This window comes from Marinobacter bryozoorum (assembly GCF_023156245.1).
In the GTDB taxonomy this organism is placed as follows: domain Bacteria; phylum Pseudomonadota; class Gammaproteobacteria; order Pseudomonadales; family Oleiphilaceae; genus Marinobacter; species Marinobacter bryozoorum.
The window spans coordinates 73894-99889 of record NZ_JAKZAH010000012.1 but is presented as its reverse complement, the minus strand read 5'-3'; the positions used below and the strand labels follow the sequence as shown (position 1 = coordinate 99889).

18 protein-coding genes are annotated in these 25996 nt (G+C 55.7%); all 18 read right to left on the bottom strand.

Annotation, left to right across the window (positions count from 1 at the left end; genetic code table 11):
* Positions 1 to 22: 22 nt before the first annotated feature.
* Positions 23 to 463 carry a hypothetical protein gene (locus MLC59_RS09105; RefSeq protein ID WP_248233573.1) on the bottom strand — a complete coding sequence of 147 codons (441 nt, stop codon included), beginning with the start codon at positions 461 to 463 and terminating at the stop codon, positions 23 to 25.
* Positions 378 to 2291 (bottom strand): heparinase II/III family protein, encoded by a 1914-nt coding sequence (locus MLC59_RS09100; RefSeq protein WP_248233571.1) that lies wholly within the window; start codon positions 2289 to 2291, stop codon positions 378 to 380. Before MLC59_RS09100 ends, MLC59_RS09105 begins: the two co-directional genes overlap by 86 nt.
* Before the next feature lie 45 nt (positions 2292 to 2336).
* The gene (locus MLC59_RS09095; RefSeq protein ID WP_248233569.1) at positions 2337 to 3080 is read right to left on the bottom strand and encodes a sulfotransferase family protein; all 744 of its coding nucleotides are present in this window, start codon (positions 3078 to 3080) and stop codon (positions 2337 to 2339) included.
* Between the two features lie 16 nt (positions 3081 to 3096).
* Positions 3097 to 3759: an HAD family hydrolase gene (locus MLC59_RS09090; RefSeq protein WP_345799762.1), complete on the bottom strand. Its 663-nt coding sequence runs from the start codon at positions 3757 to 3759 to the stop codon at positions 3097 to 3099.
* 129 nt (positions 3760 to 3888) lie between these two features.
* Positions 3889 to 4617 carry a hypothetical protein gene (locus tag MLC59_RS09085; protein WP_248233566.1) on the bottom strand — a complete coding sequence of 243 codons (729 nt, stop codon included), beginning with the start codon at positions 4615 to 4617 and terminating at the stop codon, positions 3889 to 3891.
* Entirely contained in the window at positions 4614 to 5666 is a 1053-nt protein-coding gene (locus tag MLC59_RS09080) for a GSCFA domain-containing protein (protein WP_248233563.1), read from the bottom strand. The genes MLC59_RS09085 and MLC59_RS09080 overlap by 4 nt, the downstream gene beginning before the upstream one ends.
* A gap of 104 nt (positions 5667 to 5770) precedes the next feature.
* Positions 5771 to 6460, bottom strand: a complete 690-nt coding sequence (locus tag MLC59_RS09075; protein WP_248233562.1) for an acylneuraminate cytidylyltransferase family protein — start codon at positions 6458 to 6460, stop codon at positions 5771 to 5773.
* Complete coding sequence (locus MLC59_RS09070) at positions 6457 to 8061, bottom strand: aldolase catalytic domain-containing protein (RefSeq protein ID WP_248233560.1); 1605 nt, start codon at positions 8059 to 8061, stop codon at positions 6457 to 6459. Before MLC59_RS09070 ends, MLC59_RS09075 begins: the two co-directional genes overlap by 4 nt.
* 60 nt (positions 8062 to 8121) lie before the next feature.
* Positions 8122 to 11142, bottom strand: a complete 3021-nt coding sequence (locus tag MLC59_RS09065) for a DUF6270 domain-containing protein (protein ID WP_248233556.1) — start codon at positions 11140 to 11142, stop codon at positions 8122 to 8124.
* A 20-nt stretch (positions 11143 to 11162) separates the two neighbouring features.
* Positions 11163 to 16406 (bottom strand): glycosyltransferase, encoded by a 5244-nt coding sequence (locus MLC59_RS09060; protein WP_248233554.1) that lies wholly within the window; start codon positions 16404 to 16406, stop codon positions 11163 to 11165.
* 63 nt (positions 16407 to 16469) lie between these two features.
* Positions 16470 to 17750, bottom strand: a complete 1281-nt coding sequence (gene wecC, locus MLC59_RS09055; RefSeq protein WP_248233552.1) for a UDP-N-acetyl-D-mannosamine dehydrogenase — start codon at positions 17748 to 17750, stop codon at positions 16470 to 16472.
* Between the two features lie 149 nt (positions 17751 to 17899).
* Positions 17900 to 19015 (bottom strand): non-hydrolyzing UDP-N-acetylglucosamine 2-epimerase, encoded by a 1116-nt coding sequence (wecB, locus tag MLC59_RS09050; protein WP_248233550.1) that lies wholly within the window; start codon positions 19013 to 19015, stop codon positions 17900 to 17902.
* Between the two features lie 8 nt (positions 19016 to 19023).
* Positions 19024 to 19374 (bottom strand): hypothetical protein, encoded by a 351-nt coding sequence (locus MLC59_RS09045; RefSeq protein WP_248233549.1) that lies wholly within the window; start codon positions 19372 to 19374, stop codon positions 19024 to 19026.
* 43 nt (positions 19375 to 19417) lie between these two features.
* Positions 19418 to 21817: a coiled-coil domain-containing protein gene (locus MLC59_RS09040; protein ID WP_248233547.1), complete on the bottom strand. Its 2400-nt coding sequence runs from the start codon at positions 21815 to 21817 to the stop codon at positions 19418 to 19420.
* Between the two features lie 42 nt (positions 21818 to 21859).
* The gene (locus MLC59_RS09035; protein ID WP_248233545.1) at positions 21860 to 23260 is read right to left on the bottom strand and encodes a hypothetical protein; all 1401 of its coding nucleotides are present in this window, start codon (positions 23258 to 23260) and stop codon (positions 21860 to 21862) included.
* 157 nt (positions 23261 to 23417) lie between these two features.
* Complete coding sequence (gene rfbD / locus MLC59_RS09030; RefSeq protein ID WP_248233544.1) at positions 23418 to 24293, bottom strand: dTDP-4-dehydrorhamnose reductase; 876 nt, start codon at positions 24291 to 24293, stop codon at positions 23418 to 23420.
* Positions 24294 to 24441: 148 nt separating this feature from the next.
* Complete coding sequence (locus MLC59_RS09025) at positions 24442 to 24807, bottom strand: GxxExxY protein (protein WP_248233543.1); 366 nt, start codon at positions 24805 to 24807, stop codon at positions 24442 to 24444.
* A 51-nt stretch (positions 24808 to 24858) separates the two neighbouring features.
* Positions 24859 to 25947 carry a dTDP-glucose 4,6-dehydratase gene (gene rfbB, locus MLC59_RS09020; protein ID WP_248233541.1) on the bottom strand — a complete coding sequence of 363 codons (1089 nt, stop codon included), beginning with the start codon at positions 25945 to 25947 and terminating at the stop codon, positions 24859 to 24861.
* Positions 25948 to 25996: the final 49 nt, after the last annotated feature.

The window sequence follows — 25996 nt, the reverse complement described above, 5'->3', positions numbered from 1 at the left end:
TCCTCCTGGGTTGACGAGGAAATCAGTGTGGGCAATCTTGGTAACCGAAAGTAGGTGCTGGTTTATTGGCGCTTACTGTCCAGGTGGTGCAAAGGGCTTGCAGTGAATCCGGCAGATCCGCGCTGATCCACACTTCACCTGCTTTGGTCATGCGCTTGAGCAGCGGCGGTAGCATAGTCAGCAGTACCGTGGTCAGGCGCTTTTCCGTGAAGCCGGTGGGCGTGATCACCAGACGGCCGATGCCTTCCAGGCCTTTGAGCGCGGCCTTGTCGGCGGTGATCGGCGATGCCGACGCCAACGCCAGCGGGCGGCAGCTCAGCCAGGTGGTCAGATAGTGCTCCCTCAGCTGCGCCTGGGCCTGCTCGCAGGCTGCAGAATCATTGACCAGCAGGCTGACATGCCCAAGCCCCTGCTCCCGGTGTGAGCTGGCCAGTGCCAGGTAGGCCGATGCGCTGCCGATCATGACCGACTGAGAGACGGGGTCGGCTTGCCGGCTGGCCTCCAGCAGCCTTGCCAGGTCGTGCTCGGGGGATATCGGACTGCTCGGGTGCCGGTGCCACCCTGTCTTCCGCCATCGCAAAGCGGAAACGTGTGGTGACGTTCAGCCCACGGCGTTCCTTGAACATCACCCGCAGCACCTGGCTGGGCTCCACCTGGTTGGCCTTGTAGGAGATACAACTGAAGACCTTATCCTCCTTGCGCCCCTTCGCCACCGAGAGGTTATCCGGGATCTCGCCCTCGAAATCGATGGTCAGCCGGTTCCCCGTGGGGCTGGTGACCACCACCTGGTTATCCTCGATGGTCAGCGTCTTGTCCTTGGGGAAGTGCCATTGCAAGGTGACGTTGCGCTGCTCATCGTCATCGGAAGCGACCGTATCCTCTACCTCCACCACTTCAGCCACGGCATCAAAGGCCACCTTACGCTCGTGAACCACCGGGGGCAGCACGTCCAGCTTCATGGTGAGCTGTGGAGCAGGCTCGGCTTCCGAGTGATCGGTCACCTGCCAGGCGCCTAGCCGGTGCTCGAACTCCTTGGCATAGCTGGCGTGAGAGATGATCGGCACGTTGTGGCCAGGGCGGCCCCGCATGTACTTCCGCACCGGGTCCTTGTTGATGTAGTTGTAAAGGCCCGAATCAATCAGCCAGTCCTCACCGCCGGCATAGAGGCTGATATGTCCCTCATCCTGCTGGTGGTGGTAGCGGCTGGAGCAGCCCACCTTGGCGATCAGGTGAAAGGCTTTCTGGTAATGCTCCTTGGCGGGCCACTGGTCGCGGAAAATCGCGTAGCCGGACTTGGGATAAACGCGGTTCAGTACCGAGGGCCTTACACCCTGCTTGCCCTTAGTCAGGGCATAGAGGAAGTGCTGGTACTCCAGGCGGTGGCCGAACATGTCCCGGTAGGCATCCGAGGTGGGCAGCTGCTCGGTATCGCCAATGGGCGGCAGCTTGCCGTCCGGGCGCAGGATATGGGTGATGAAAGACAGCGCCTTGGCCGAGAACTGGTTGAACTGCTCGGCCAGATCCCCCAGCACCTCCTCCGGGTAGTCCTTGATGATGCCCAGGAACACCTTGAACACGAAGATATGGTAGGCGGGGCTGTTCTCGACGTGGACGCCCTCATCGGTAAAGGCAAACGACAGCTCGCTGCTGATGCGCCGAATGGCAATCTGCTGCCACGCCCGGGCCTGCTCACCCTCGAACACGGTGCCGAGCAGCAACAGCACCCGCGCCTGCTCAAGCCCATGGTTGGTGTGCTCGGAGTAGAAGCTATCCTTGGCCAGCCACTGGCCGTGCACCACCAGCGCCTGCTCCAGGGTGGCCAGGAACTCAGCGTGCTTGCTCGCCCACTCGGGGGCATGCTCGCGGCAGTAGTAGGCAAGCAGCACCAGCTGCTCCGCACGCAGCGCAGTGGCATGGTCGTGCCAGATAAACTCAAACGGGTAGCTGGTATCGGTTTCCAGGTAGGCATCAAGCCATGACTGAATCGCCTCGCGAGCCGAGTTCAGCACTGCTTCATCGCCAGAGGCGCGGTGGTAAGCCATCAGGTAGGAAAGAAACGACAGCCAGTTCAGCCGCCACTGCCAGCTGCGGTTGTTGAGCGGGTCCTGCTCCCAGTCACCCCACCCAGAAAACGGGACGGCCTTGAAGGGTGCCAGCTCAAGCTGCCGTTTGACGACCAGCTTCTCGCCCAGCGCTTTGTTGCCCGAATGATTCGAGAGCTGCTGCAGTTTCTTCTGGACGCAGCGTTCAAGCGCAGTAACTGAACCAGCTTTCATTGCGATATCGGTCATGTAACCCTTTTCTTATCAACAGGCATCATAGTCCCACCCCTAGCTCTAGCCGGAAAGCTCGATGGAAGTGGCATAGCCGAAGTTATCAAAATCCGCTTTATAGCGTGTGACCACTTTTTTCTCAAGCTCAGGCGTATAATAATCGGCAAGCTTGCTGCTTGCCTTGGTTACGCTGGGGGAGTAGTCCTCAAGTTCAGTGGTTGGCGCCACTGCATCGGGGTCAAGCAGCGCCATCAGTCTTGGAAGGTCTTTGTCGATACGCTCCACCCTACCGATAAAGCTCCAGTGAGGAATAAGACTGTAGAAGACTTCATCTGACTGAACCCGCCAGTGCGAATCCTGCTGGATACTTTTCTGATCGCAAACAATTTGAACAAAATCAGCAAAAGAGAGGGTCGCATCAAAGCGATTGCGGGTGAAGCGCTTGATGTTCTTGACACTGGGTGATTCTGGCGATCCCTTTATTCGATGAAGATAGCAGGAAAGCAGCCGAGCGAACGGGTTACGAACGAAGGTAACCTTACGCATGGCTGGTGAGACCAACAATTCAAGGAAGTGATCTTCTCTCAGCTGACTCGGCCAGATGTGCGGTGACAAGTTGCGATTGTTGACATCCGCAACCTTACGCTGAGTCCCGCGAACTTCAAGCTCCTGCAGGTAATATTTCACTGTACTACTTGCTGACTTACTTACCTGGAAATAAACATAATCATTTTGCAATGATACATGAGTACCAATATCAAGCTCACGGGCACTTTTAACCGCACAAAGGTTGTCAAGGCTAACCACATCAATACCCTACCGCTTAATCAATTTCGTGATTGAACGCTGAATCTATATCAAAATAATGGCGCAGCTGTTCCTCATTAACCCAAACTTTCCAATCTACCACTTCACTCCACCCACTCAGAAAAACGAAGTCCAACCCAGCGGCACTGGCCGCCTGATGGTCGTACTTGCTGTCCCCCAGGAACAGCGCCGGCTGCTGAATGTTGCCTGAGCTCAGCTCTCGCGCCAGGATCTCGTCCTTGGTGTCGGGGCTGCCGAATATGCCGCCGTCGAACCACTCGGCGATACCGCGCTGAGCAAACACGTCACGCAGCTCGGCCTGGTCGCCACCGGAGACAATCAGCCAGCGGGCATCAGGGGTCTGCTCGCGTAGCGCTTCGAGCCCCGGAGCCACCTCACAGCTCAAGAGCCCCTCTCGCACATAACTGGCATAAGCCTGCAGCAGCGCCTCCAGGTCTGGGCCCTGCTGCGTGGTGTGGTTAGGTGCGATCTGTTCCAGGAAATGAGCAAACTTCTTATAGCGCGACACACCGCCGTTGGCGACGTGGTAATCGACCATGGCCTGAGCGGCGGCTTCCCCGTAAGGCAAGGTGGCTTGGTAGAAGGCTTCGGTCTTGACCTTGTTGGAGTGGAGCACCACGCCATCGCAGTCAAAGACTATAGTGGTGTAGTTGGTCACGGAGGGGCGTTGAACCATATTGTCACCCAATCTTGTAGATGCCAGCGGCCATAGTTTATTAGTTCTCAATAGTTCCCTTAACTTTACACCCCAAAAAAAGGGGAGGGAGTGAAATTCTGCTCGTAAACGTCACTCACCACCATAAAACTCTTGATCAGGTAATAACTCTGAAAGAAAATCGACAAGCCATAATCTTCCAAACATCTTATTCATATGCTTAACATCTACTTCTGGATGAAGCTCCCCACCGCCCTTATTGCCAACATCTAGCGTGAAACTACCACTAGAATAACTGCGACAAGTAAATCTACCACTACATAAAGTCTTTTCAGGCTGGGGTAGAATCATAGAGTTCAAACCCTCATAGAAATGACTATTAAGTACCTCAATGCCATTAAAGTAGTCCAAATTATTACAATCAGACTCATCGACTTTATGAGCAGCAGGTAACGGGCTATGCCCAACATAAATTTTTTTATCAGTTATTGATCTTAATTTTTTAAAAACATTTAAAGACAAAGTTTTTTTTAAATGATCAATACATGCCTGCTGCAAGAGAGATCTTGAATAAAATGAATCGTTACCAACAAAAAATCCACCTAACCCCAGTCCATAAACCAAAAACACATCATATTCTTTCGGATCTACACTCTCCCTGCCTCCAGAAGTATAGATAAAAGCTTGCTTTACCTTATCATTACCAGGAACCAAAAAGCCATTCTTAACATTAAGGTACTCTAACGAATTACTCCCCCTTGCAAAAAAAAATAAATTTACATTGGGATAATCACACGCCAACTCGTCCCATGCCTTTTTTAGCGCACCAACATGACTATTACCTATCACGCAGACGTTCATAATACCTCCTTACCGAATGCGTCAAGCAGTTCTTCTTCGCATACAGCCTCCATATTACGGCGACTACTTTTTCCTACCAAGCTACTCTTTTTACATTCTGAACCAACACCAAAACCGCTAAAAAAATGCTTCATAACAAAGTCAACACCAACATGATTCACCCCCCTCAAATTGGGCTCAAAGAAAACCCCTTTAAAGCAAGGGCTATTAATTATTTCGTAAGAAGGAAAGTAGTCAACATAATCTTTATCTTTAGCGAGCTGCCCAGCGACAGCACGCAATATAGACTTAGAATGCATAGTAGCAACAATAACGCTATCACCTGAATTCGAAGCAGTTAACGGCACCGGAGAAACTGTAAGCAAAAATTTTAATTCGGGATTAACTTTCCTCATCATAACTAAAGACAACGCCAAGTTCTTTTTTGCCTTTTCATAGCTTTGGCTCTCAAATTTGTGAACAGAAGGGTTATATCTGCCCGCAACAGTGCCTGGGCACATAGGATATTCATATAAAAAAGAACTATTAAACCAGCTCTCCGTAAGACCCAATGTAAAAACCATAACATCGGAATCAAGAATAGTTTTCTCAAAACACCTTAACGCCTCGTTCCTTGACTTTACTACTTCTTCTTTAGAGGAAAAACCATCTGGCTCGATTGCAGGTCTGAAAGGATCAAAAAACCTACCATCTTTTTCCCAAACCTCTTCTGGAACACTCACCTTACCTAGACTCCACTCTACCCACTGCTTTAACAATGAAGTAGTATATATATTACCTGTTCTCGCAGAAAAAATCCCATAATTATACTTCTTTGCATTTTCTGCAGAAAGTCTCTCTGGGGCTTTTTCAGCAACAAGCCAATCAAAACCTCTGGACTTTAACGCGAAACCAATGTGCTGTGCAAAACAAGAACCATATGTCGATATTTTATCTTTAGATGAAAGCTTGAACTTTGGGCTCCATAGCTCTTCAATATCAAACATTGACTTACTTGATACAGACAATTTCCAAAAAGCTTTTTCAGGCAATTTTTCATAAGGATTCATAAAAGCACCAAAACCATTTTTTCGCAAAATTTTTTTATAGAGCCACTTTTTTAATTACGAATAAATTAAACCGCTCTATAAGACGTTTTAGATAAAAAAGATAACTATAACTGTCTCCCTTTTTCCAAAATACACTCTGCAATCACGAAGTCTTCAGGCCAATCGATATCAAAGCTGGTGAACTTATCCATAGCGTAAAGATAGGGCCGCCGGCCAATACGATCATCCAGCTCACGATAAAGGTCGGCTGGGGCCAAGAAGGCACCGCTGTTCACCTCATGCACCGGTGCCAAGGTTTGGGTACGTGGCCACTTTTCAATGGTTCGGTCATAGTTCATGGGCTGCTCATCCTGCCAGAGAAACCCGTGAATCGCCGTGGTGGTCATCAAGGAGTCGTAGCCCTGTTCGCGCTGCTCCCTGTAGATCCGGATTACCTCGTCATAGTGCTTCGCGGTGATAAAGGGTGATGTCACATGGGTCCAGAGAATATGCCCCTCGGGGATCAGCTCAAGCGCATGGGCGACGAGCTGATCTGTGCTGGTCGCGCTGGACGACAGTTCCTCGACGCGACGATGCAGGCGCAGGCGGGGCTCATCCAGGGATTCGGCATAAGCCAGAATATCGGCATCGTTGGTGGTCAGGACGACCTCGTCGATTCCTTCCGCTGCGAGCAGCTGACGGAGCTTGATCTCAATCAGGCCGTGTTCATAGCTGGCAAACGGCTTGATGTTTTTCCTTACCACACGTTGGCTGCCGGCTCGACAGGGCAGGAAACAGGTTACCTTGTCTGTCATGAGCCCATCCCATACACGCTCTGCTTGATGACATCGTAGCGCGATGGCGTGATGGCAATGAGCGGGAGTGCATCCTTGGCCTCTTGAAACTGCTGCACCACACGGTTCATTTCCGTATTGCGCGGATCTTCACCCGTGTAGCCATCGAACCCAGCTAGGTAAAGTGTACGCGCTCCGCCGCTGGCGGCGATGGCGAAGGCGTAGGCCATGACGAGTGATGTGGGCACAGTGCAGTGTGTCTCGGCAAAGTCAAAGCTACCCGCCTGCACGTTCAGCCCAAAATCCAGCACGTCCTTATCTGCCAGCGAGTCACGCACATCCGCCGGCAGCATGGAGTACGGGGTGATCAGCGGCTGAGGCAGGCGCGTGTGGGCGTCGCAGTCCGCCAGCAGGCGCACCGGGTGACAGGCCACCCGCAGGTCGATCAGCTCGGCATCGATGGCGCTCTGGGTGTTGAGGGCCAGTACCAGCGGCTTATGGTCGCGGATGTAGCGCTCCAGGGCCCCACGGTGGCGGGCCACGCCCGGGCCGGTGCCCAGCAGCAGCACCTCGCGCCCGGCAAAGCGCTCCTTGGGTGACCACTGCCCCTTGGGCTCACCGCGGTAGAAGTGACGCGCCGCATCCAGGGTGTTGAGGCTGAATTTCTTGCCGCCCTCCACCCGCAGGTGCTCGATCACCGCCAGCACGTCTTCCTCGCTGTAGCGGGAGTCGCTGAGCATTTCCTGGATATAGGTGGGGTGGATGCCGTACTTGCCCGCCAGATAGTAGTAGGGGTTGGTGCCCCAACCGTAGTGGGCCTGCATGGGCTTGAAGTGCTCACGCAGCAGCACCATCAGCGGCACCATGTTGACCGGCTTGCCACGCCGCTCGGCGATCTCGATGGCCAGCTCCTCGGTGCGGGCGTTGCCCGGCCCGCGGCCCATACCGGTGACAGTGGAATCCACCCAGGTCACGCCCTCGTCCAGCGCCCGCAGGGTGTTGGAGAGCGCCAGGCCCAGGTTGTCGTGGGTATGGATGCCCATCGGGCCTTTCCACTCACTGCGGACCCACTGGATGATCTGCGCCGCCTGATCCGGGCTCATGCTGCCCATGCTATCGGCGAAGTAGAGCGCATCCATGGGGTAGGCCTTAGCCAAGCGGGCGAGCGCCTTCACTCCGTCTTCGGTGCGATCCGCCACCTGCATCAGGTTGAAGCCGACCTGATAGCCACGCTCCTTCAGCCAGGTAACCGCCGGCAGCGCCTTCTCAAACTCGTGTACGTGGCAGGCGATGCGCACCAAGTCCACTGGTGAATCTACCGCCGCGTTGGGAAACAGCCGCTCCAATGCCTCCTGTTGGGGCAACTCCCCGACCAGCTCATTGCCGTTGACCATTACGCCCACGGTCAAACCCGCAGGAATGGTCAAGCTGCGGATGAGCTCATCGGTGGTGAAGGCGCAGGGACCCTGAAAGCCCTGATTCTTCAGGGTGCGGAAGCCCAGCTCCACCACATCCACGCCGGCGGCCTGCATGGCGTCGAGGTATTGGTGAATCAGCTCGGTGGAGAAATCCCAAGCATTGTAGTAGCCGCCGTCGCGAAGGGTGCAGTCTAAAATTTTCATAAAACCTCAATTAGGGAAATTTTTAAAAACAATAGAATAAAAACGAAGAGCGAGAAGGCATCAATTTTTGAGGAAGTTAATAAACTTTTTATCAAACTCTGGGGAAACCCCTTTCCTCACGCGCGGACATAATCCATGAATTGCCTTAGGGGACCAATACTTCTCTCTTTTCCTATCATTATTTATCCACTCCCTCCCTGCAATACACAACTGCAAAAGCCCTACAGCCTTATGATAATCCCCACAATACGAAGAATTAACCCCCCTAAATCCATTGACCTCTTCATTAATCTTAGAAACAAAGCCAGCCATCCATTCTATATTGCGTAGTGACTCATCATACTCACGCCTACTAAAGTGAATATATGAAAGAAGTGTGATTGCTCTCGCAACATTCTGTGAGTATGGCACCTCCAAATGCTTCCAGCCACTGACTTCGTCTCTCAAATTGGCAAGGCCATACACTGGATCAATACCAAGCATTATTTCAGAATGCCAAAGCGCTGTAGAAACAGATATTGCAACTTGCTTCGGATCATCTCGAACACCTTTTACCCGCTTTGATGTGGCTGCAGTACTGAAAATAGAGGGAAGCACTTTATATAACGACCGCTGCAAAAACTTCAGCTCGCCCCATCTACCAAATTCAATACTTTTATAAACTCCCACTACACCAGCTGCTGCTCTACGCTGCTCAGAAACCAGCTCACTACCCAAAAAACCTTTCGAAAGCTCAATTATTTCATCAACGTTTTTTGGCCTATTTGCTTCATAGTAAAAATTCTCAACAAAACAGGCGTCATCATAATCGAACTTAACACTCACACCAGGAAGAGGTGCAAGCTTCAACTTCAAACTTGGAAATAAAAAAGATTCATTTTTTTTCAGAGAACTATCAATAACGGGCATGTTTTCCGCAGTTACAACCTGCGTATTCTTTACTAGCTTGCGGTCAGCTAAAACAATCTCAGCTTCACTGAGCTCCACATTTTTTTCTTCTTCCATTTGTAGCTCAGCAATTTTTCGTCCATCAACACCGTCAATCTCAAACCTCCCCAGCCCCAAATTGTTTACTACAACTTCAGAACCAAAGACGAATTTTCTCTTGAATTTTATATCGTGAAGGTCATGCCCTGCTGCTGCATCCGCAACCGTTAATACATCACCGTTAAACTCAACCTCACGTACAATCTTAAACCCGCCGTATCTTTCCATACTCATTGACAGCGAGAAACCTTGGACATCATGCTGAGAGCTTAAAATTCTTGATTTTCCGTTAGGAAAGCGAACATCTCCCCACTGAATTTCGCTTGCAGTGACTGTACTATGTGAGGCTTCGGATTGTAGCTTTTTCACACCTTCCCAAGGCAAAAATTCAGTGTAGCCAGGGTCATCAAAAATGGTAACGCCATCTACTTCAAGGCAAAATGAAAGTTCATCATTTTGTTTATGGACATGCGAATCCCAACAACAGGTTGCCGCGAAATGGACTTTCCTACCGTTAACTGTCTTTCTAAAGATGAAGAAGTTTTTATTACCATACACTCCTTCTTCTTCTGAAAAAGGCATAAGCAGCTCGTGCGCACTTTTGACTTCGCCCTGGCCAAAAACTTTATTCAGGATATTTTCGTTAGGTAGCCTGAAGGAATCACCCAGAGGAAAGTACTCACCAGTTGCTTTAAGTGCATAGCCGAGAAATCTTCTGGATTCATGGAAAACATTTTCCAAGCTGACGCTTGCCAACGGCTCTACATTAAGCTTTTCTAGAAGCTCAAAATACTCAACTGTCAAAGGCAGGTTGTATTCTTGGTATGAAACAGAGTGTTCTTTGGTTAACCCAGAAGCATGCCACATTGCATCCAATGTCTTTGCGCTTCGTTCTAGCACTAGCTCCAAATTAACCCTAGGCTTATATTCCGGACAACCTAGCACCAAATTGAGCAAAGCCAAGTCAACCATCAGGCCATGATTATGGCCAGCACGGTACATTTTATCGCTTTGCAAGTTTTTAATTTCTTGAACGATAAGCCTGCGCACGATATTTTTAATAGAGGAATCTTCATGCTCGCTATATTCTTTTTCAATGTTTATCAAAACACCTAGCCGAACTGCGGCCGTATGATCACCCCGCACTTCATTATAGTAGGGGTTCTTGATTTTTTTTTCGCAGTGGAATTTATAGAAACTAGTCAAAATACTGAGAGTAAAGAGATATGAATAACTGTTGTTTATCCACCTCAAACTTGAAAAGTGATGCATCCATGAGCGGCTTTTGAATGGGTCAGCCCTCCAGTCTATCGGAAAAGTAACTGATTTACTCCCCAAGCTGTGATTCATAGCAAACTTTATGTTTTTTAGTGACAAACTGTAAATCGAACTAAGCTGCTTTAAAAAAGCGCGCCTTGAGTAATGAAAAGGGTCCATTCCCCATTTATGCTGCTCATCGAGCTCTAAGTCTTCATCGCTATACTTAATAAATCTTGCCAATGGCAAAGTTTTTTTTATTTCTTCATACATCCAACCTAACTGTTCGTTGGCTTGTTTAATCTGGTCTTCAGAGTATCTATCAAGCAGTTTTTCAGGATGTTGGCAGCGTAAAGACCAATAGACTTGATTGACAAAAACTTTATCATCTAACCCATGCTTAACAAGGTATCGACTTATTCTCTCTAAACCTTCCCGCCACAGTGTCAGCTTTTCTTCAGACCCTGCTTTAATAAAGCCGTATGAGTTTGGTTTGTATAGCGCCTTTTTATACTCTGTCGAAATAGTGTGAACTGACGAGCCTTTCACAGAGAGGCTGAATCTTTCATCTATTAAATCTATAAGCAACACATCAAAATCAGTCTTTTCCAAGTCAGAAAAAACTGATTTCCCCATATCAGCGCGCACCATTCTGCGCTGCCAATTAGACTTCACCCCGGACAATATTTTTTCATCTACAAAAGGCGTAGAACCTAAAGATGCAAAGCTTGACCTTGCATAGTAACCCACAACATCAAAATCTCTATTGTCAGCTATCTCAAACGGGTCTCTTGAGACACAGCTGCCTAAGATAAAGACTTTTATTGGCAAGCCCATAAAACACCTTAAAAGATATCTTAATTCAAAAAGTCAACCATCTCATACGAAATTGAGATAATGCTAAACTTTTCTTTTGCAAAACCTTTCAAGCTGGCCTGATCTCCCGGTCCAGCCTTTATGCCCCCAGCCGCCGCCTTGGCATCGCGGTACACCCACTCCTTCGGATAGATCTCATCCGCGCCTTCCCACGGCAGAATGATCGGCGTGCAGCCTGATGCGGCACCATCGGCAATGGTGAAGTGGAAGCTTTCAAAGTCACTGGTGGAGAGTGCGAAGTCGATACCCGCATACCACTCGGGCATATCGTTGCCATGGGGGTCAAAGATCACCGCCCCTTTCAGCAGCGGGTCTTCTTCCAGACGACGGTACTGGGTTTCGTACCAGGCCATTTCCTCGGGGCGGTTGGCCATCCAGGGGTACTCTTCGGGCCGCTTGCCCTTGACCCTCAGGAGGTAGCCGTCGTCTTCCTTGCGTAGCTCACGCAGGATATCCAGGGCCAGGTCGAAGCGCTTGCGCTGGGGCACGATGCCCACAAAGCCCAGCACCTTGCCGTTGGTAGGCTTGCGCGGTACCGACTGCAGGCCTTCCACATCCACGCCGTTATAGACCACCACGCCGTTTTTCTTGAGCACCGGGTTCTTGGCGACCCCTTGGCGCAGAATATGCGGCCCAACAAACATCACCGTATCGAAGGCCTCGAAGGGGATCTTCGGGAACAGGGCGTGATCGATCTCCTGCAGGTGCAGCCTGCCTACCAACTTCTGCCCTTCCCGCTTGTGCTTGCCATACCAGATGGCGTTGCCCAGGGTCCATTCGCAGAACACCGTATCGGCCTGGCGCACCAGGCGCTTGCTGGCGATCTCATTGTGCTGGTTGTGGCCGGTCCAGAAGTCCAGCAGCAGGCGAATGCCCGCCTGGGTGAAGTAGGGGTAGAACGGCTTGATGAACTTGAGGTCGTGGCCGGCGATGACCACGGTCTTCTTGGGCGCGACGTTGGGCGCTTGCTCGTGGACCCGCGGCGGTTTGCGCAGGGCCAGGGCGGGCTGCTGAGCGGCCCAGCCGGTAAGGTCGCTGGCCGGCATCCCGGTAGTGGGGCGCAGCAGCTGCAGCCCGGCATCGATGGGGTGATTGTCCAGCGCCACGCCGGGCCACTCGCCTTCGGCCAGCTCCGGGCTGCGGTTAAAGCCAATGCGCGCTTGCGGGGCGTAAACCGTGGGCCAGGCGAGGTCTTCCAGGTCTTCCGGCTCCAGGTCCGCCAGGGCGCGAGGGTCTGCCAGCAGCCAGAGGCTTCCGGCCTCGGCGCTCTGGGCCTGGGGGCTGTCGCAGGCAATGCCGGCGGCTTCGAGCTTGGCCTTGCTATCTGCCTGCCACTGGTTGGCCAGAATGCGCTGGGGGCGCAGGGTCTGAGCCAGGAGCCGCTCTGCCGCCGCCTTGCTGAGCTCTTCGGTCAGCAGCGTGATGGCCGGCGGCTCGGGGGCCAGCATCACCACGCCGGCGGTGCGCAGCATCTGCACCAGGCGGTGCTGGGTGGTGTGGGCGCGCATGATGGCCCGTGCGCCTTTCAGGGCGACCCGCCAGCGGTAGGCCGGGTGGTACAGCAGGTTCTCCAGGGCCTGGGCCGCTTCGCTCTCGGTGCGCACGATATGCCCGGCGCCTTCCATATAGCGGTTCATGCCCATGGCCGGGCCGGAGATCAGCGGCGAGCCGCAAGCGGCGGTCTCCACCACGCGGCGCGAGAACATGGTGGGGGAGTCCAGCACCGAGTTGACGTTGATCTGCACCGGGTGAGCCTTGTAGGCCTGAATCATCTCCTCGTAGCTGAGGCTGCCCGCCACATAGCCCCCCAGCGGCCCCGGGTACTTGTAGGGGGATTCCGGGTCATCGTGCTGGCGGTCGTAGATCGTGAGGCCCAGCGGTGCGGCGGCACTCATGATCTTGTCCATGTACTCGGTGCGCTCGGGGTAGCGCTTGCCATAGTAGGTGCCCCCGTAGGCCGCGGTGGCTTGCCATTCGCGAGTCGAGGGCAGCAGGTTGTGGATCTTCGGTGAGGCGTAGAAGGGGCCGCTGCTGGCGGTCTGGCTGAGGGCGCCCGGGGTGGCCAGGTAGGGAATGATCCGCCGGCTGTCGGTGGTGAAGACGTGATCGCACAGGGCGGCGGCCTTGCGGAAGCGGTCGAAGTGGACCGGGTCTTCCTTGTTCCAGAACAGCGAGGGGATGCCCTGCTCTCGGCAGTGGGCCAGCAGTTCGCTTAACGGCGCGAACTCCTCGTCGCTGTAGTAGCCCACCTTCTTGTGCCACTGCCAGTCGTTACCCTTCCAGGCGGATTCCACAAACATGGCGTCGATGGGCTGTTGGGCCAGCTCTTCGCGCCAGTTCTCCGGCGAGAGCGGTACCACCTTGACGGCGCTGGCCAGGGTGTCGGTGGTGAACTGATCGGCAATCAGTCCCAGGGTGATCTGCTCCAGGCGCTTGGCGTTGCTCTTGTCCTTGCCAGATGCAAGAGCAACCTTGGCCACTTCCGCGGCCCTGCTCCGGCGCACGTGCTGCAGGGCATCGGCGTAGCGGCGGGTCACGTGGTTCCAGGTGCGCTCCTGCTCGATCCAGGCGCGGGCGGCCTGGCCCAGGCGTGCACGCTCTTCGGGGCTGTCGATCAGCGCCTGCAGGGCCTCACTCAGGGCCTGGGCGCTGTCCTTGGTGAACAGGCGGGCCCGCTCGCCGTTCGGCCCGGCCATGGTGGTGTGCGGGGAGACATCCGAGAGCACCAGAGCCTTGCCCATGGCCATGGCTTCCAGGGGCTTGAGGGCAGAGACCATTTCGGTGACCGCCGACGAGAGCCTTGGGATGGGCAGGATATCCATGCAGGAGAGATAGCGCGGCACTTCTTCGAACGGCACGCGGCCGGTAAAGCGGCACTCCTTTTCGATACCCAGTTCCTTGGCCTTGGCCTTGACGGTGTCGATCACCTTGCCGTCGCCCACCAGCACGAAAGTAAAGGCCTGGCCGTTTTTCTTGAGGGTGGCCATGGCCTCCATCAGCAGCTCCAGGCCCTCGTAGGCCACAGCGCTGCCCGCATAGCCGATCACCGGCACGCCGGGCTTGAGCTTGAGTTCCTTGGCAATGGCGGCATCCGCGGCCATGGGCTGGAAGCGCTCGGCGTTGACCGCGTTGGGCACCACCTCGATGCGCTCGCGGGGCACGCCCCAGCTGGCCAGCTCGTCGGCCAGCTCTTCGGTAAGCGTAATCACCAGGTCCGCTTCCAGCGCCGCCTGCTGCTCCAGTTCGCGCATCAGCTGGTAGCGTTCGGAACCGGCCCACTCCGGCTGGGTGGAGGCCTGGGTGACTTCCCAGAGGCCGCGCACTTCATAAACGAACGGCAGGCCCAGGCGGCGTGCCGCCATCAGCGCCGGCAGCGCGGTGATGTAGTTAGAGGCAGCGGCGATAACCTCCGCCCCGCTGGTCTGGGCTTCGCGTAGGTAGTGATCGGCGGCTTCGGCCAGGTAGTAGTCCAGCGGGGTCTTGTTGAGGTTCCAGCCCGCGCAGGCCGCGTAGGTAATGCCATCAACTTCACTCTCGTGATAACCCCGTTTAAGGCCTTTGGTTCCTGCATCCCAGGGAAAACCAGGTCGGGTAGTGGCACGAACTTTAAAACCTGCTTGCTCCAACCCAACCGCTATTCCATGTGATCTTGTGGAATATCCATTGGTGGCATGCGGCATTGATTGATGCAGACAGTAAAGTACATGCTGGCGGCGGCTCATCAGCCCGGCATTGGGCTGGCGAGGGGGCAGCGGCCAGCCGCCCTTTAACCTGGCCATACCGGCCACAAAGGTCTGGAAGTCACGCTTGGGCTTGTCGAATTTCACGCTGCGGGCCTGCAGGCTCTCCAGAGCGCGCAGGGTGTCAGTGAGCTTGCCTTTGCGGTAGAACCACTGGCTGGCGGTGGCGTAGTCCACTTGGCTGACGTCGAGTTGTTCGAGTTGCTGGGAAGCACTGGCAACAGAGTCGGCTACTTCCCCCCGCAGCGCCCGTACCATCGGCTCGGTATGCGCGGAGAACAGCAGCTCGGCACTCGGCTTCGGCACCGGCAACTTCAGTGACCTCTGAAGGGCTGTGGCCAGGCTTGTGGCACTGCCGGCCTCAAAACTCACCACACCGTCGTACTTATCGACGTACTCAGCCAGAGGGGCCACGTCGGAGACCACTAGACGCTTGCCGTAGGCCAGGGCCTCGGCGGCCTTCATCGGCGGCACAAGCTGACACACCCCCAGGGGCTTGCGGGGGATCACCACGGCATCCAGCAGGGCGTAGTAGTCCGCGACGTGCTCATGGGGTACCCGCCCGACCTGAATCAGCCAGGGTGGGGTTTCCTTGAGCCCGCTATCGGCTATGTGGGCAGCTAAAGACTCTATGAGGGGCTGGCTATCACCGACCAGCAAAAGCTTGAGCTTTTCGCCGTTTTGCACCAGTTCGGTGCAGGCTTCGAGCAGCTGATCCAGACCTTCATAGGGGCTGAAGCTGCCCACATACCCGATCACTTTTTCATCTGGCGCAATGCCAAGCCTTTGGCGAAGCTGGCCGTCGGCGGGCTTTAATTCAGACGCCTGAGTTACACCATTGGGCACGATCTGGATGTTGGACGGGTTGACGCCTCTTTTTGTCAGCTCGCCTTTCATGGGCTGGTTCAGCGTAAATACGCTGGTTGCCTGGCAAGCTACAAAGGAGTCCCGCACCACTTCTTCTCGGTATTTTGGGTGGTTTTCATAACTCGGCTCCCGAGCCTGGCGGGACAGCTCCCAGAACCCCCTCACTTCATAATGAAACGGCAAACCAAGCCGTGTCGCTGCAACCCAGGCGGGCAGTCCGACAATCCAGTTGGAGGCAGCCAGTACGGCTGACGGGCGGTAAATGCGGAACCATTCTTCATACTGCTGAGCGGCGCGCTCCAAGCGGTCCAGTTCATTCGCTGGTTCCGCACCCAGCCAGCGGCTATGGATATAACGTACGCCGTTTACCGTTGTTTCAGGGGCCAAACTCACCTTGGCCTCGCCCAGGTCCCAGGGGCGCCCTGGCCTTACCATGCACAGGATTTCCAGGCCGTGGTCGTTCAGCGCCCGGGCAATGCACTGGGTGCGCACTGCGTAGCCATGACTGGCATAGCTCTGGCCATGGCTGACCGCATAGGCTATGCGGCCCGTTACAGGGAGAATGGCCTGTTGGGTTTGCGCTGCCAACGTTTTTGCTCGCTCTAGAACCGGGTCCATGATCGTCCGTTATCTACTGCTGTTCTGATGGAGGGTTAGCGTTTACGTCTAAGGATTGCTGGCTTAATCCAGCAAACCTACGGCATCGACCAGGTTGGCTTTCGCTTTGATCTTTTCGGCACCCTCGATGAACGGTTTGTGCTTTACCAGAACACAAACCACATCGGCCTGCGCCAGGGCCTCTTCCAGGCTCGCCAGGGTTACGTTGTTGTGTTGCAGGCTTTCGGGCAAATCGTGGATATTGGGTTCTATAATCTGCACCTGGGCGCCCAGCTCAGCTACCTGCCTGGCGATGCCCAGGGCCGGGCTTTCCCGCAGGTCATCAATATCCGGCTTGAAGGCTACACCCAGGCAGGCCACTTTGATGTCTGCCCGTGTACTTTGCGGATTCGCCTGGTGGTGTTTCTCCAGCTGGTCTTTGACCCGCTCCAGAACCCATACCGGTTTGCCGTCGTTGACCTCGCGGGCGGTGCGGATAATGCGGGCTTCTTCCGGGCAGCTGTCGACGATGAACCAGGGGTCTACGGCGATGCAGTGGCCCCCTACCCCGGCGCCTGGCTGAAGGATGTTAACCCGGGGGTGGCGGTTGGCCAGGGCGATCAGCTCCCACACATTGATGTCCAGCTTGTGGCAGATGGTGGACAGCTCATTGGCAAAGGCGATGTTTACATCACGGAAGCTGTTTTCCGTGAGTTTCGCCATTTCGGCGGTGCGGGCGTTTGTGACAACGCATTCACCCTGTACGAAGGTTTTGTAGACTTCTACGGCGGCGGCGGAACATTTGCGGGTCATGCCGCCGATTACGCGGTCGTTTTCGACCAGTTCACGGATGACATGGCCAGGCAGTACCCGTTCCGGGCAGTGTGCAATGCGGATGTCGCTGTCTTCCCCGTGGGTTTGGGGGAAGGTGAGATCCGGCCGGGCTTCGGCGAGCCAGGCGGCCATTTGTTCGGTGGCGCCTACGGGGCTGGTGGATTCCAGCACCACCAGGTTGCCTTTTTGAAGCACCGGGGCCAGGGCTTTGCTGGCGGCTTCGATGTACTTCAGGTCGGCTTTGTGGCTGTTGCCATCCGGATCGTGGATAAAGGGGGTGGGCACGGCCATCAGGAAGGCGTCTGCCGGTTCTGGCTTTGTGACGGCTTTCAGGTAGTCCTCGTGAACGGCGGCGTGGACGATCATATCCAGCTCGGGTTCTACGATGTGGATTTCGCCCCGGTTGATGGTGTCTACGGCGTGTTGGTTGACGTCTACGCCGATGACTTTTTTCTTGCGGGAGGCGAATACGGCGGCTGTGGGGAGGCCGATGTAGCCCAGGCCTATTACGGAGATGGTTTCGTAATTCATTCGGGAAGTCCTTTTAAAGATAAAGATTTTTGCCACGGAATCCACGGAAGGACACGGAAAAAGAAAGGGGACAAATAAAAAAAACAAAGTATAAAAATGTCTTATCTTTTCTTCCGTGTTTTTCCGTGGATTCCGTGGCGAAAGAGGTTTTAGCCTGCCAGGGCGTCGCGGATTCTTTGGCAGGCTTTGCCGTCGCCGTAGGGGTTGTGGGCTCGGCTCATGGTGTTGTAGGCGGTGTCGTTGGTTAGCAGGGTGGTGAGTTCTGCGGTGATGACGTCTACGTTGGTGCCTACCAGTTTTACCGTGCCGGCTTCTACGGCTTCCGGGCGTTCGGTGGTGTCTCGCATGACCAGTACCGGTTTGCCCAGGCTGGGGGCTTCTTCCTGGATGCCGCCGGAGTCGGTCAGGATGATGTGGGCGCGGTTCATCAGGTACACGAACGGCAGGTAGTCCTGGGGTTCGATCAGGTGGATGTTGGGGTTGTTGCCCAACAGGCGATTGACCGGTTCCTGTACGTTGGGGTTGAGGTGTACCGGGTACACGATCTGGGCGTCCGGGTGGGCCTGGGCTATATTCCCAAGGGCCTGGCATATGCGTTCGAAGCCGCCACCAAAGCTTTCCCGTCGGTGGCCGGTTACCAGGATGAGCTTTTTGTTGCTGTCCAGGAAGTCAAACTTGCTGGACAGTTCTCCAGCCAGCGCCTGATTGGTGTCAAGCTTCTTGACCACCTCCAGCAAGGCGTCGATGACGGTATTGCCGGTGACGACGATGTTGTTTGCCGGTACGCCCTCGTTAAGCAGGTTTTGCTGGGAGAGCGTCGTAGGAGCGAAGTGTTTGGTGGCGATAGCACCGGTAAGCTTTCGGTTGGCTTCTTCCGGCCAGGGCGAGTAAATGTTGCCGGTTCGCAGCCCGGCTTCTACGTGGCCTACGGCAATTTGCTGGTAGTAGCAGGCCAGTGTGGTGGCGAAGGTGGTGGCAGTGTCGCCGTGAACGAGCACCATGTCGGGTTTGAAGTCCGCCAGCACACTTTTCATACCTTGAAGGATACCCGTGGTGACATCCGTGAGGTCCTGCCCCGGCTTCATGAGGTTGAGGTCGTAGTCCGGGGCGAGCTCGAACAGGCCCAGTACCTGGTCGAGCATTTCGCGGTGTTGGGCGGTTACGCATACTTTGGCATTAAAGCGGGAGTCTTCAGCCAGTTGCAGGGCCAGTGGGGCCATTTTGATGGCTTCTGGCCTGGTGCCGAATACGGTGAGGATATTCATGTCGCGGATTAGTTCCTGTCCTGCAATTGATACTCAAGTTCCTGACAACGGGTGTAATAGTGTTCCAGGAGTTTCTGGGTTTCTGCCAGTTGTTGTTCAGCGGTGGGGGTCGGTTGCTTTGGTACCGAAATGGCTTCAACCGGCACTGGCTTTGGGGTTTCCTTAACGTCTGGGGCTTGCGTGTGGCTATCTTTCAGCGGTGAGCCAAGGCGGCGCTCGCACAGACGGATATTGTGCTTGAAGGCAGCCTCGCCAAACTGGCGCGCTGCCTGCTGGTACAGGTCTTTAGCCTGGGCATACTGGCCGCTTCGGAAATGTGTAGCTGCCTGTTGGACGATCGATTGGTTGCGGGTACTCATTCAGCCTCCTGCTTTTTGAACTTACGGGGCCATCGGACGGCCCTCAGGGTGCGATGCTTAGCCATGCTGCTCCCTTTTCGGTATTCAGTGTGGTTTGTTCGCAGCTCAGCCCCCGCTCCTCACAAAGCTGCTGCCAGTATTCGAGTACCTGCCGCTCGCCTTGCCGGCCAGCATCATCCAGCACAATATCCAGTTTATGTGACGACAAGTGCTGTAACACACAAGCCAACGCAGGCTCTCGCACCAGCGGATCGTCCTTGGGGCTGAAGGGACCATCTACCAGTACCAGGATATGCGCTTCCCGGTCTTCAAAAAGACCGGCTACGTTAGCAAGCTTTTGATCGCACGTATAGAACAGTGCGTTGTCGTGGCCAGACTGGCTGGGGAGGTTCGTTGGTACCAACGGGGCCAGTACCAGCTCTACCAATGGTTGCAGGCTATTCTGCTGCAGGGCGGAACGGGTTTTCTGCTGATAGGCCTTGTCCTGCTCGAAGCTGAGGATACGCCTGGGCAGGTCATAGCCTCGCCCGGGGGCCTGGAGGCCGGTCTGGCTGTCGCTTTCCAGCGCCCTGGTATTGGTGTCGAGTCCCTGGCCGCGCATGGTATTGGCTATCGCCCTGGCCATCAGCACGGTGGACGTGCCACTACCAAACTCGATCACCAGGTCGTAGGGGGTCTGCTCGATGGCCCGGACCAGGTGACCAGCCAGGTCCGCACCGATGGCCCAGCCACCGTACTCCAACGGTGTTTCGCCACTTTCCAGGTATTGGTTCAAACCGGTGATGCTCTGGAACTGTTGGCGTTGATCGGCAAAGGACCGGGTTACATGCTGGCCTAGCGCATTGGCAGCCTGTGTCAGCTGGCTGGCCTGCTGGGTGAACAGGGTTTCCATCTTCTGTTCCAGCTGGGCGAAGGCCTTGTCCTGCATGCCCTGGGTTTCAAGGAGCTGCTGTTTTTCCTGCTTCAGTGATTGCAATTCCCTGGTCAGGGTGTCGTTTTCTGTCTGTAACTTATTGATAAGCTGTTTATATTCCGCGGTTTCTTTTTCGAGGGTAACCGCTTGCTCTTTGCGGTTACGGAACCAGGTTTTATGGTCTTCCAGGGACTGGTTGGCGGCTTCCAGTTCTTGCTGCTTCTCCTGCAAAGCCGACTTGGCGTTAGCCTGTTGCTCCTTCTGGGCGGTCAAGGTACTGCGTAGCTGCTCCAGTTCTTGCTGCTTTTCCTGCAAAGCCGACTTGGCGTTAGCGTGCTGCTCCTTCTGGGCGGTCAAGGTACTGCGTAGCTGATCCAGCTCCGCTTCAAGGGCTTTCTGGCGTTCCTGGGCCTCAGCCCGGGCGTCCTCAGCCTGACGAACGGATTCATTGGCCTGGTTCGATGACGCTTTCAGCTCTTCCAGCCGTTGCTGCAAGCGCTGGTTATCGCCATTGGCTTTCCTGGCCGCTTCACGCTGACTGGCTAACGCCTCTTCCGCCTGCTTCCGACCCTGCTCGGACTGCTCCAGTTGTTGCTGCCTTTCCTGCAAGGCCGACTCGGCGTTAGCGTGCTGTTCCTTCTGGGCGGTCAAGGTACTGCGTAGCTGCTCCAGTTCTTGCTGCTTCTCCTGCAAAGCCGACTTGGCGTTAGCGTGCTGCTCCTTCTGGGCGGTCAAGGTACTGCGTAGCTGATCCAGCTCCGCTTCAAGGGCTTTCTGGCGTTCCTGGGCCTCAGCCCGGGCGTCCTCAGCCTGACGAACGGATTCATTGGCCTGGTTCGATGACGCTTCCAGCTCCTCCAGGCGTTGCTGCAAGCGCTGGTTATCGTCGTTGGCTTTTCTGGCCGCTTCACGCTGACTGGCTAACGCGTCTTCCGCCTGCTTCCGACTCTGCTCGGACTGCTCCAGTTTTTTAGCCAATTCCTCAATGGCTTGCGTCTGAACATCCACCGTATCCTGCAATGGATTCCGAACCAGCTCCCAAACCGGCCAGTCCGGGTCTTCGGCATTGGTTTGCTTTAGCTCAAATCCTTGCTTCTGCAACCAGTCGACTGTCGCCCTGTAAGATTGGGCGTTTTCGTAGAGGGGTTCCTCTTGGGCCACCAGGCTCAGGCGGGTGAAGGTGGTCAGCAGGCCCGATTCGGCAAGGGCCTGCAGGATATGGTGCTCTTCGCCCGGGCTTATGATGCTCAGCTCATCACCAGGCTGGGGTTCCGGGCGGTTCTGTTTCAAAAATTCGGCCGGGTGCTGGGTTTCGACCTCACGCACTGAGCGCTGCTGCAGGCCGGGGAACAGTTCCTTCAGTCCGGTGGCCGGGTGCAGGCTGGTGGCTTCCGGCAGGTTGTATTCGTGCAACTGGTTGTTGGCCGGGTTTGGGGTGATGGCCAGCTCCAGGGTTCTGGTCTGGGCATTGCCATCGGTATCTGTGGTGACCAGGGCCCGGGCGGGTTGTATCTGTATTTTGGTTGCCATGGTTGAGGCTGTCCTGACGTTAAACCTGGGGCGCAAGTGCTATCAATGCTGGGTTGGTTGCGGCTGCTGCGGTGCCGGCAGAGAGACGACGGCACCCGGCCTGGGGGAACGGTCTTCCTGGCGGCCGAAGCGGATGTAGTGAATCAGCGGGTTCAGGCCGCTTTCCGCCACATCCCGGTAATGCATGAGGTACCAGAGTGTATCAAAGACCTTGCCGGGATTCCGGCCTTCGATGGCACCGCTTTTCAGGTAGTGCTCGATGGGCTGCATGCCGGATTCGGCCACATCCGGGTAGGTTTCCAGGTACCACTCGGTGTCAAACAGGCCGGACTCTTCGATGGTTTTGCGATTTTGCTCCAGCACACGCTGACGAGCCTGGCGCGACTTGCGGCCATAGCCGGTGACCCTGCGACTGGCTTTCCAGGCCTTGTTGGCGGAGATGCGCTTCAGCTCGGCCTGCAGCTCGGCCACCTGGCGATTGGCCGCGGCCAGGGCCAGGGTATTGTCGCGGTTGGCGACTTCACTTTGCTCTTGCAGCTCTTTCTGGGCCTTGTTGGTGGCGGCCAGGTTCTGGCGCAGGTTTTCCACTTCGCCTAGCAGCTGCTGGATGCGTTGTTGCAGCTGAGACTGATCCTGTTGATGTTTCTGCTGCTGATTGCTGAGTTCTTGCTGGTGCTGGTGGTGGCGGCTTTCCAGTTCTTCTTGCACCAGGTGGAGCTGTTCCAGCAGCAGCTGGTTTTCTTCTTCCAGGTTTTTGTGGCTTTGCTGTTGCTGGCTGAGTTCCTTTGCCTGGGCCTGGGTGTTGGCTTTGAGGGCTTTTAACTGGCCTTCCAGGGTAGCTTTTTCGGACTCCAGCCGGGTGACGGTGGCTTCCAGAGCTGGTTGCTGCTTTGCATTGGCTATGTGGCCGTAGTACTCGTCTGGATTGAAACCACTGGCCGGGGCGGGCTGTTCGGCTGGCAGGGCACAGGCTTCCAGGCGCTGGGCGGCTTCGGTCAATTCCGGGCTGGTGGCGACGATGTGCGCGGCCAGCAGCTGGTGCAGGGGTTCGCTTTCGGCTTCTGGCTGCGCCGGGGCCGGGAGGTTGGCCGGGGGCTGCTGGCCCCAGGCTGCGCTGATGCGTTCGATGCTGCGCTGGGGTTCTTGTAGCAGCGTGTCCAGGGCGATGACCAGGGTTTTTTTGCGGTTACGGCGGAAGTGGTCTGCCATGGCGCGGGCACTTTCCAGCCACTGCTGCACGGCCCGGCTGGGCGCTACGTCCTGGTCCATGGCGTTGGCGATGGCCTGCTGGGGGCTGCCATAGACCAGCAGGGTGTGCCCTTCGCCCTGGTGTTGCCAGGTGGCGGGGTTGGCCGGGTCAGTGGGGGCACAGCCCAGGGCTTGCAGCAGGGGGGCGATGGTTTGCCAGTTGCTGTGGGGCGTGGTGCCGGTGGTGGTGGTCATGCTTTTGGATGCTCCGTTATTTAAAGGCTTGTTTAGCCACGGAATCCACGGAAAAACACGGAAAAAACAAAAAGGATAAAAAATGCTTTCTAATTTTCTTTATTTTTCCGTGTTTTTCCGTGGATTCCGTGGCCAAGTAATGTCGTTTATCCAGGCCTTACTGATGGTCCAGGTATTCGGTCAGGGTCAGGGTTAGTTGGGTTTGCCAGTTTGGTAGCTCTATGTTGAGGGCTTTTTCCAGTTTTGTCAGGTTCATCCTTGAGTTCAGCGGGCGTTTGGCCGGGGTTGGGTAGGCGCTGGTTGGGATGGGGTGGGCCTGGTCTGGGCCTGTGGTTAGTTTTTGGCCCTGGTTTATGGCCTGGCGGAAGATTTGTTGGGCGAACTGGTGCCAGGTGGTTTCGCCCCTGGGTGCCAGGTGGTACAGGCCGCCGGGGATGTTACTTTGGAATGCCAGGGCGGTGACGGCGGCGATCAGTCGCGCGGGTGTGGGCGCGCCGACCTGGTCTGCCACGATGTTGAGTTCGGGTTTGCTTTGGGCCAGGCGGAGCATGGTTTTCATGAAATTGTTGCCCCGGGCGCTGTAGACCCAGCTGGTGCGGAAGATGAGGTGTTCCGCGCCGCTGTTGATGATGGCCTGGTCGCCTTCCAGCTTGGTCTGGCCGTAGACACTCAGCGGGCCGGTGGCGCTGGTTTCCTGCCAGGGTTCGGTGCCGTGGCCGGGGTAAACGTAGTCGCTGCTGTAGTGGACCAATACGCTGCCGCGGTTGGCGCAGTACCTGGCCAGCTGGGCGGGCAGGTCGGCGTTGAGGCGGTGGGCCTCTTCCGGGTGTTCTTCGGCGGCGTCTACGGCGGTCCAGGCGGCGGCGTTTACTATGGTGTCTGGCTGGGTTTGTTCCAGGTACTCTTCGACGGCCTGGTGGTTGGTCAGGTCGAGGTCTGCCCTTGTGGGGGCGGTTATGGGGGCCATGGGGGACAGGGTTCGGTGGAGTTCGAAGCCTGCTTGGCCGGTTTTGCCGAGGAGTAGGATTTTCATTTTAATACCTTTTTTTGCCACGGAATCCACGGAAAGACACGGAAAAAATAAAGAAAAACAGAGAAGGATTTTTACCTTTTTTTCCTGTGCCCTCCCGCTCGCCCTGAGCCTGTCGAAGGGCCGTGGATTCCGTGGCTAAAAATTCTCTTTACAACACAATTCGTTCGATGGTTGCTTTTGGAAATGTGAAGTTCACTAGCAAGCCGAGATTCAAGCCTGTCGCTTTCAGGTAGTTCAGGAGCTGGGCCTTGGCCCCCAGTGGTAACTTTTGCTGGGCTTTGAGCTCGATGATGATGCGGTTCTCCACGAGCAGATCCACCCGACAGTCCCCGATCACCTGTCCTTTATAACGGACTGAAATGGGCACCTCCGACTCAACCCCTAACCCTTTCCGCTCCAGCTCCTGCAGCAATGCACGTTGGTATATGCTTTCCAGGAATCCATGACCCAGGTGGCGATACACTTCATACACACAGCCCCTGACTCGATAAGTAAGATCTTCGTCCCTGATCATCCCAATATTCTTCCGTGTTTTTCTGTGTTCTTCCGTGGCAAAGAAAGCGCTTTAGGCGTTAACTCCGAGGCGTTGGCCCTGGTAGGTGCCGTTTTGGACTCTTTGCCACCAGGTTTTGTTGTCCAGGTACCATTGTACGGTTTTGCGTAGGCCGGTTTCGAAGGTTTCTTTTGGTTTCCAGCCCAGGTCTTGTTCGATTTTGGTGGCGTCTATGGCGTAGCGGCGGTCGTGGCCTGGGCGGTCTTGTACGTAGGTTATCTGGTCGCGGTAGCTGGTTTGTCTGGGGGCCAGGTCTTGCAGGATGTCGCAGATGGTTTGTACGACTTCGATGTTCTGTTTTTCGTTGTGGCCGCCGATGTTGTAGGTGTCTCCCACTTTGCCTTGTTGGGCGACCAGGATCAGGGCGCGGGCGTGGTCTTCTACGTAGAGCCAGTCGCGGATCTGGCTGCCGTTGCCGTAGACCGGGAGGGGTTTGCCGGCCAGGGCGTTGAGGATGACCAGGGGGATGAGTTTTTCCGGGAAGTGGTACGGGCCGTAGTTGTTGCTGCAGTTGGTGACCAGGGTGGGCAGGCCGTAGGTGCGTTGCCAGGCGCGGACCAGGTGGTCTGAGCTGGCTTTGCTGGCACTGTAGGGGCTGCTGGGGGCGTAGCTGGTGGTTTCGGTGAACAGTTGGTCGGTGGCGTTTGCCTGCTCTTCCGGGTGTGGCAGGTCGCCGTAGACTTCGTCGGTGCTGATGTGGTGGAAGCGGAAGGCTTCGGCCTTTGCCGGGTGGCTGGTTTGCAGTGCTTTCCAGTAGCCCCGGGTGGCTTCCAGCAGGGTGTAGGTGCCGATGATGTTGGTTTCCATGAACGCGGCAGGGCCGTCGATGGAGCGGTCGACGTGGCTTTCGGCGGCCAGGTGCATGACGATGTCTGGCTGGTGGTCTTCAAAGGCCCGGGCCATGGCGGCGGCGTCGCAGATGTCGGCCTGGATGAAGGTGTAGCGGGGGCTGTCTGCTACGGTGGCCAGGGATTCCAGGTTGCCGGCGTAGGTGAGCTTGTCGACGTTTACTACCTGGTGGTTGGTGTTGTTGATCAGCTCGCGGATTACGGCGGAGCCGATGAAGCCTGCGCCGCCGGTTATCAGGAATGTTTTTGACATTGGTTGGTGGTGTCCCTGGAATTTGGTTTGAAGACTTTGTTGCCACGGA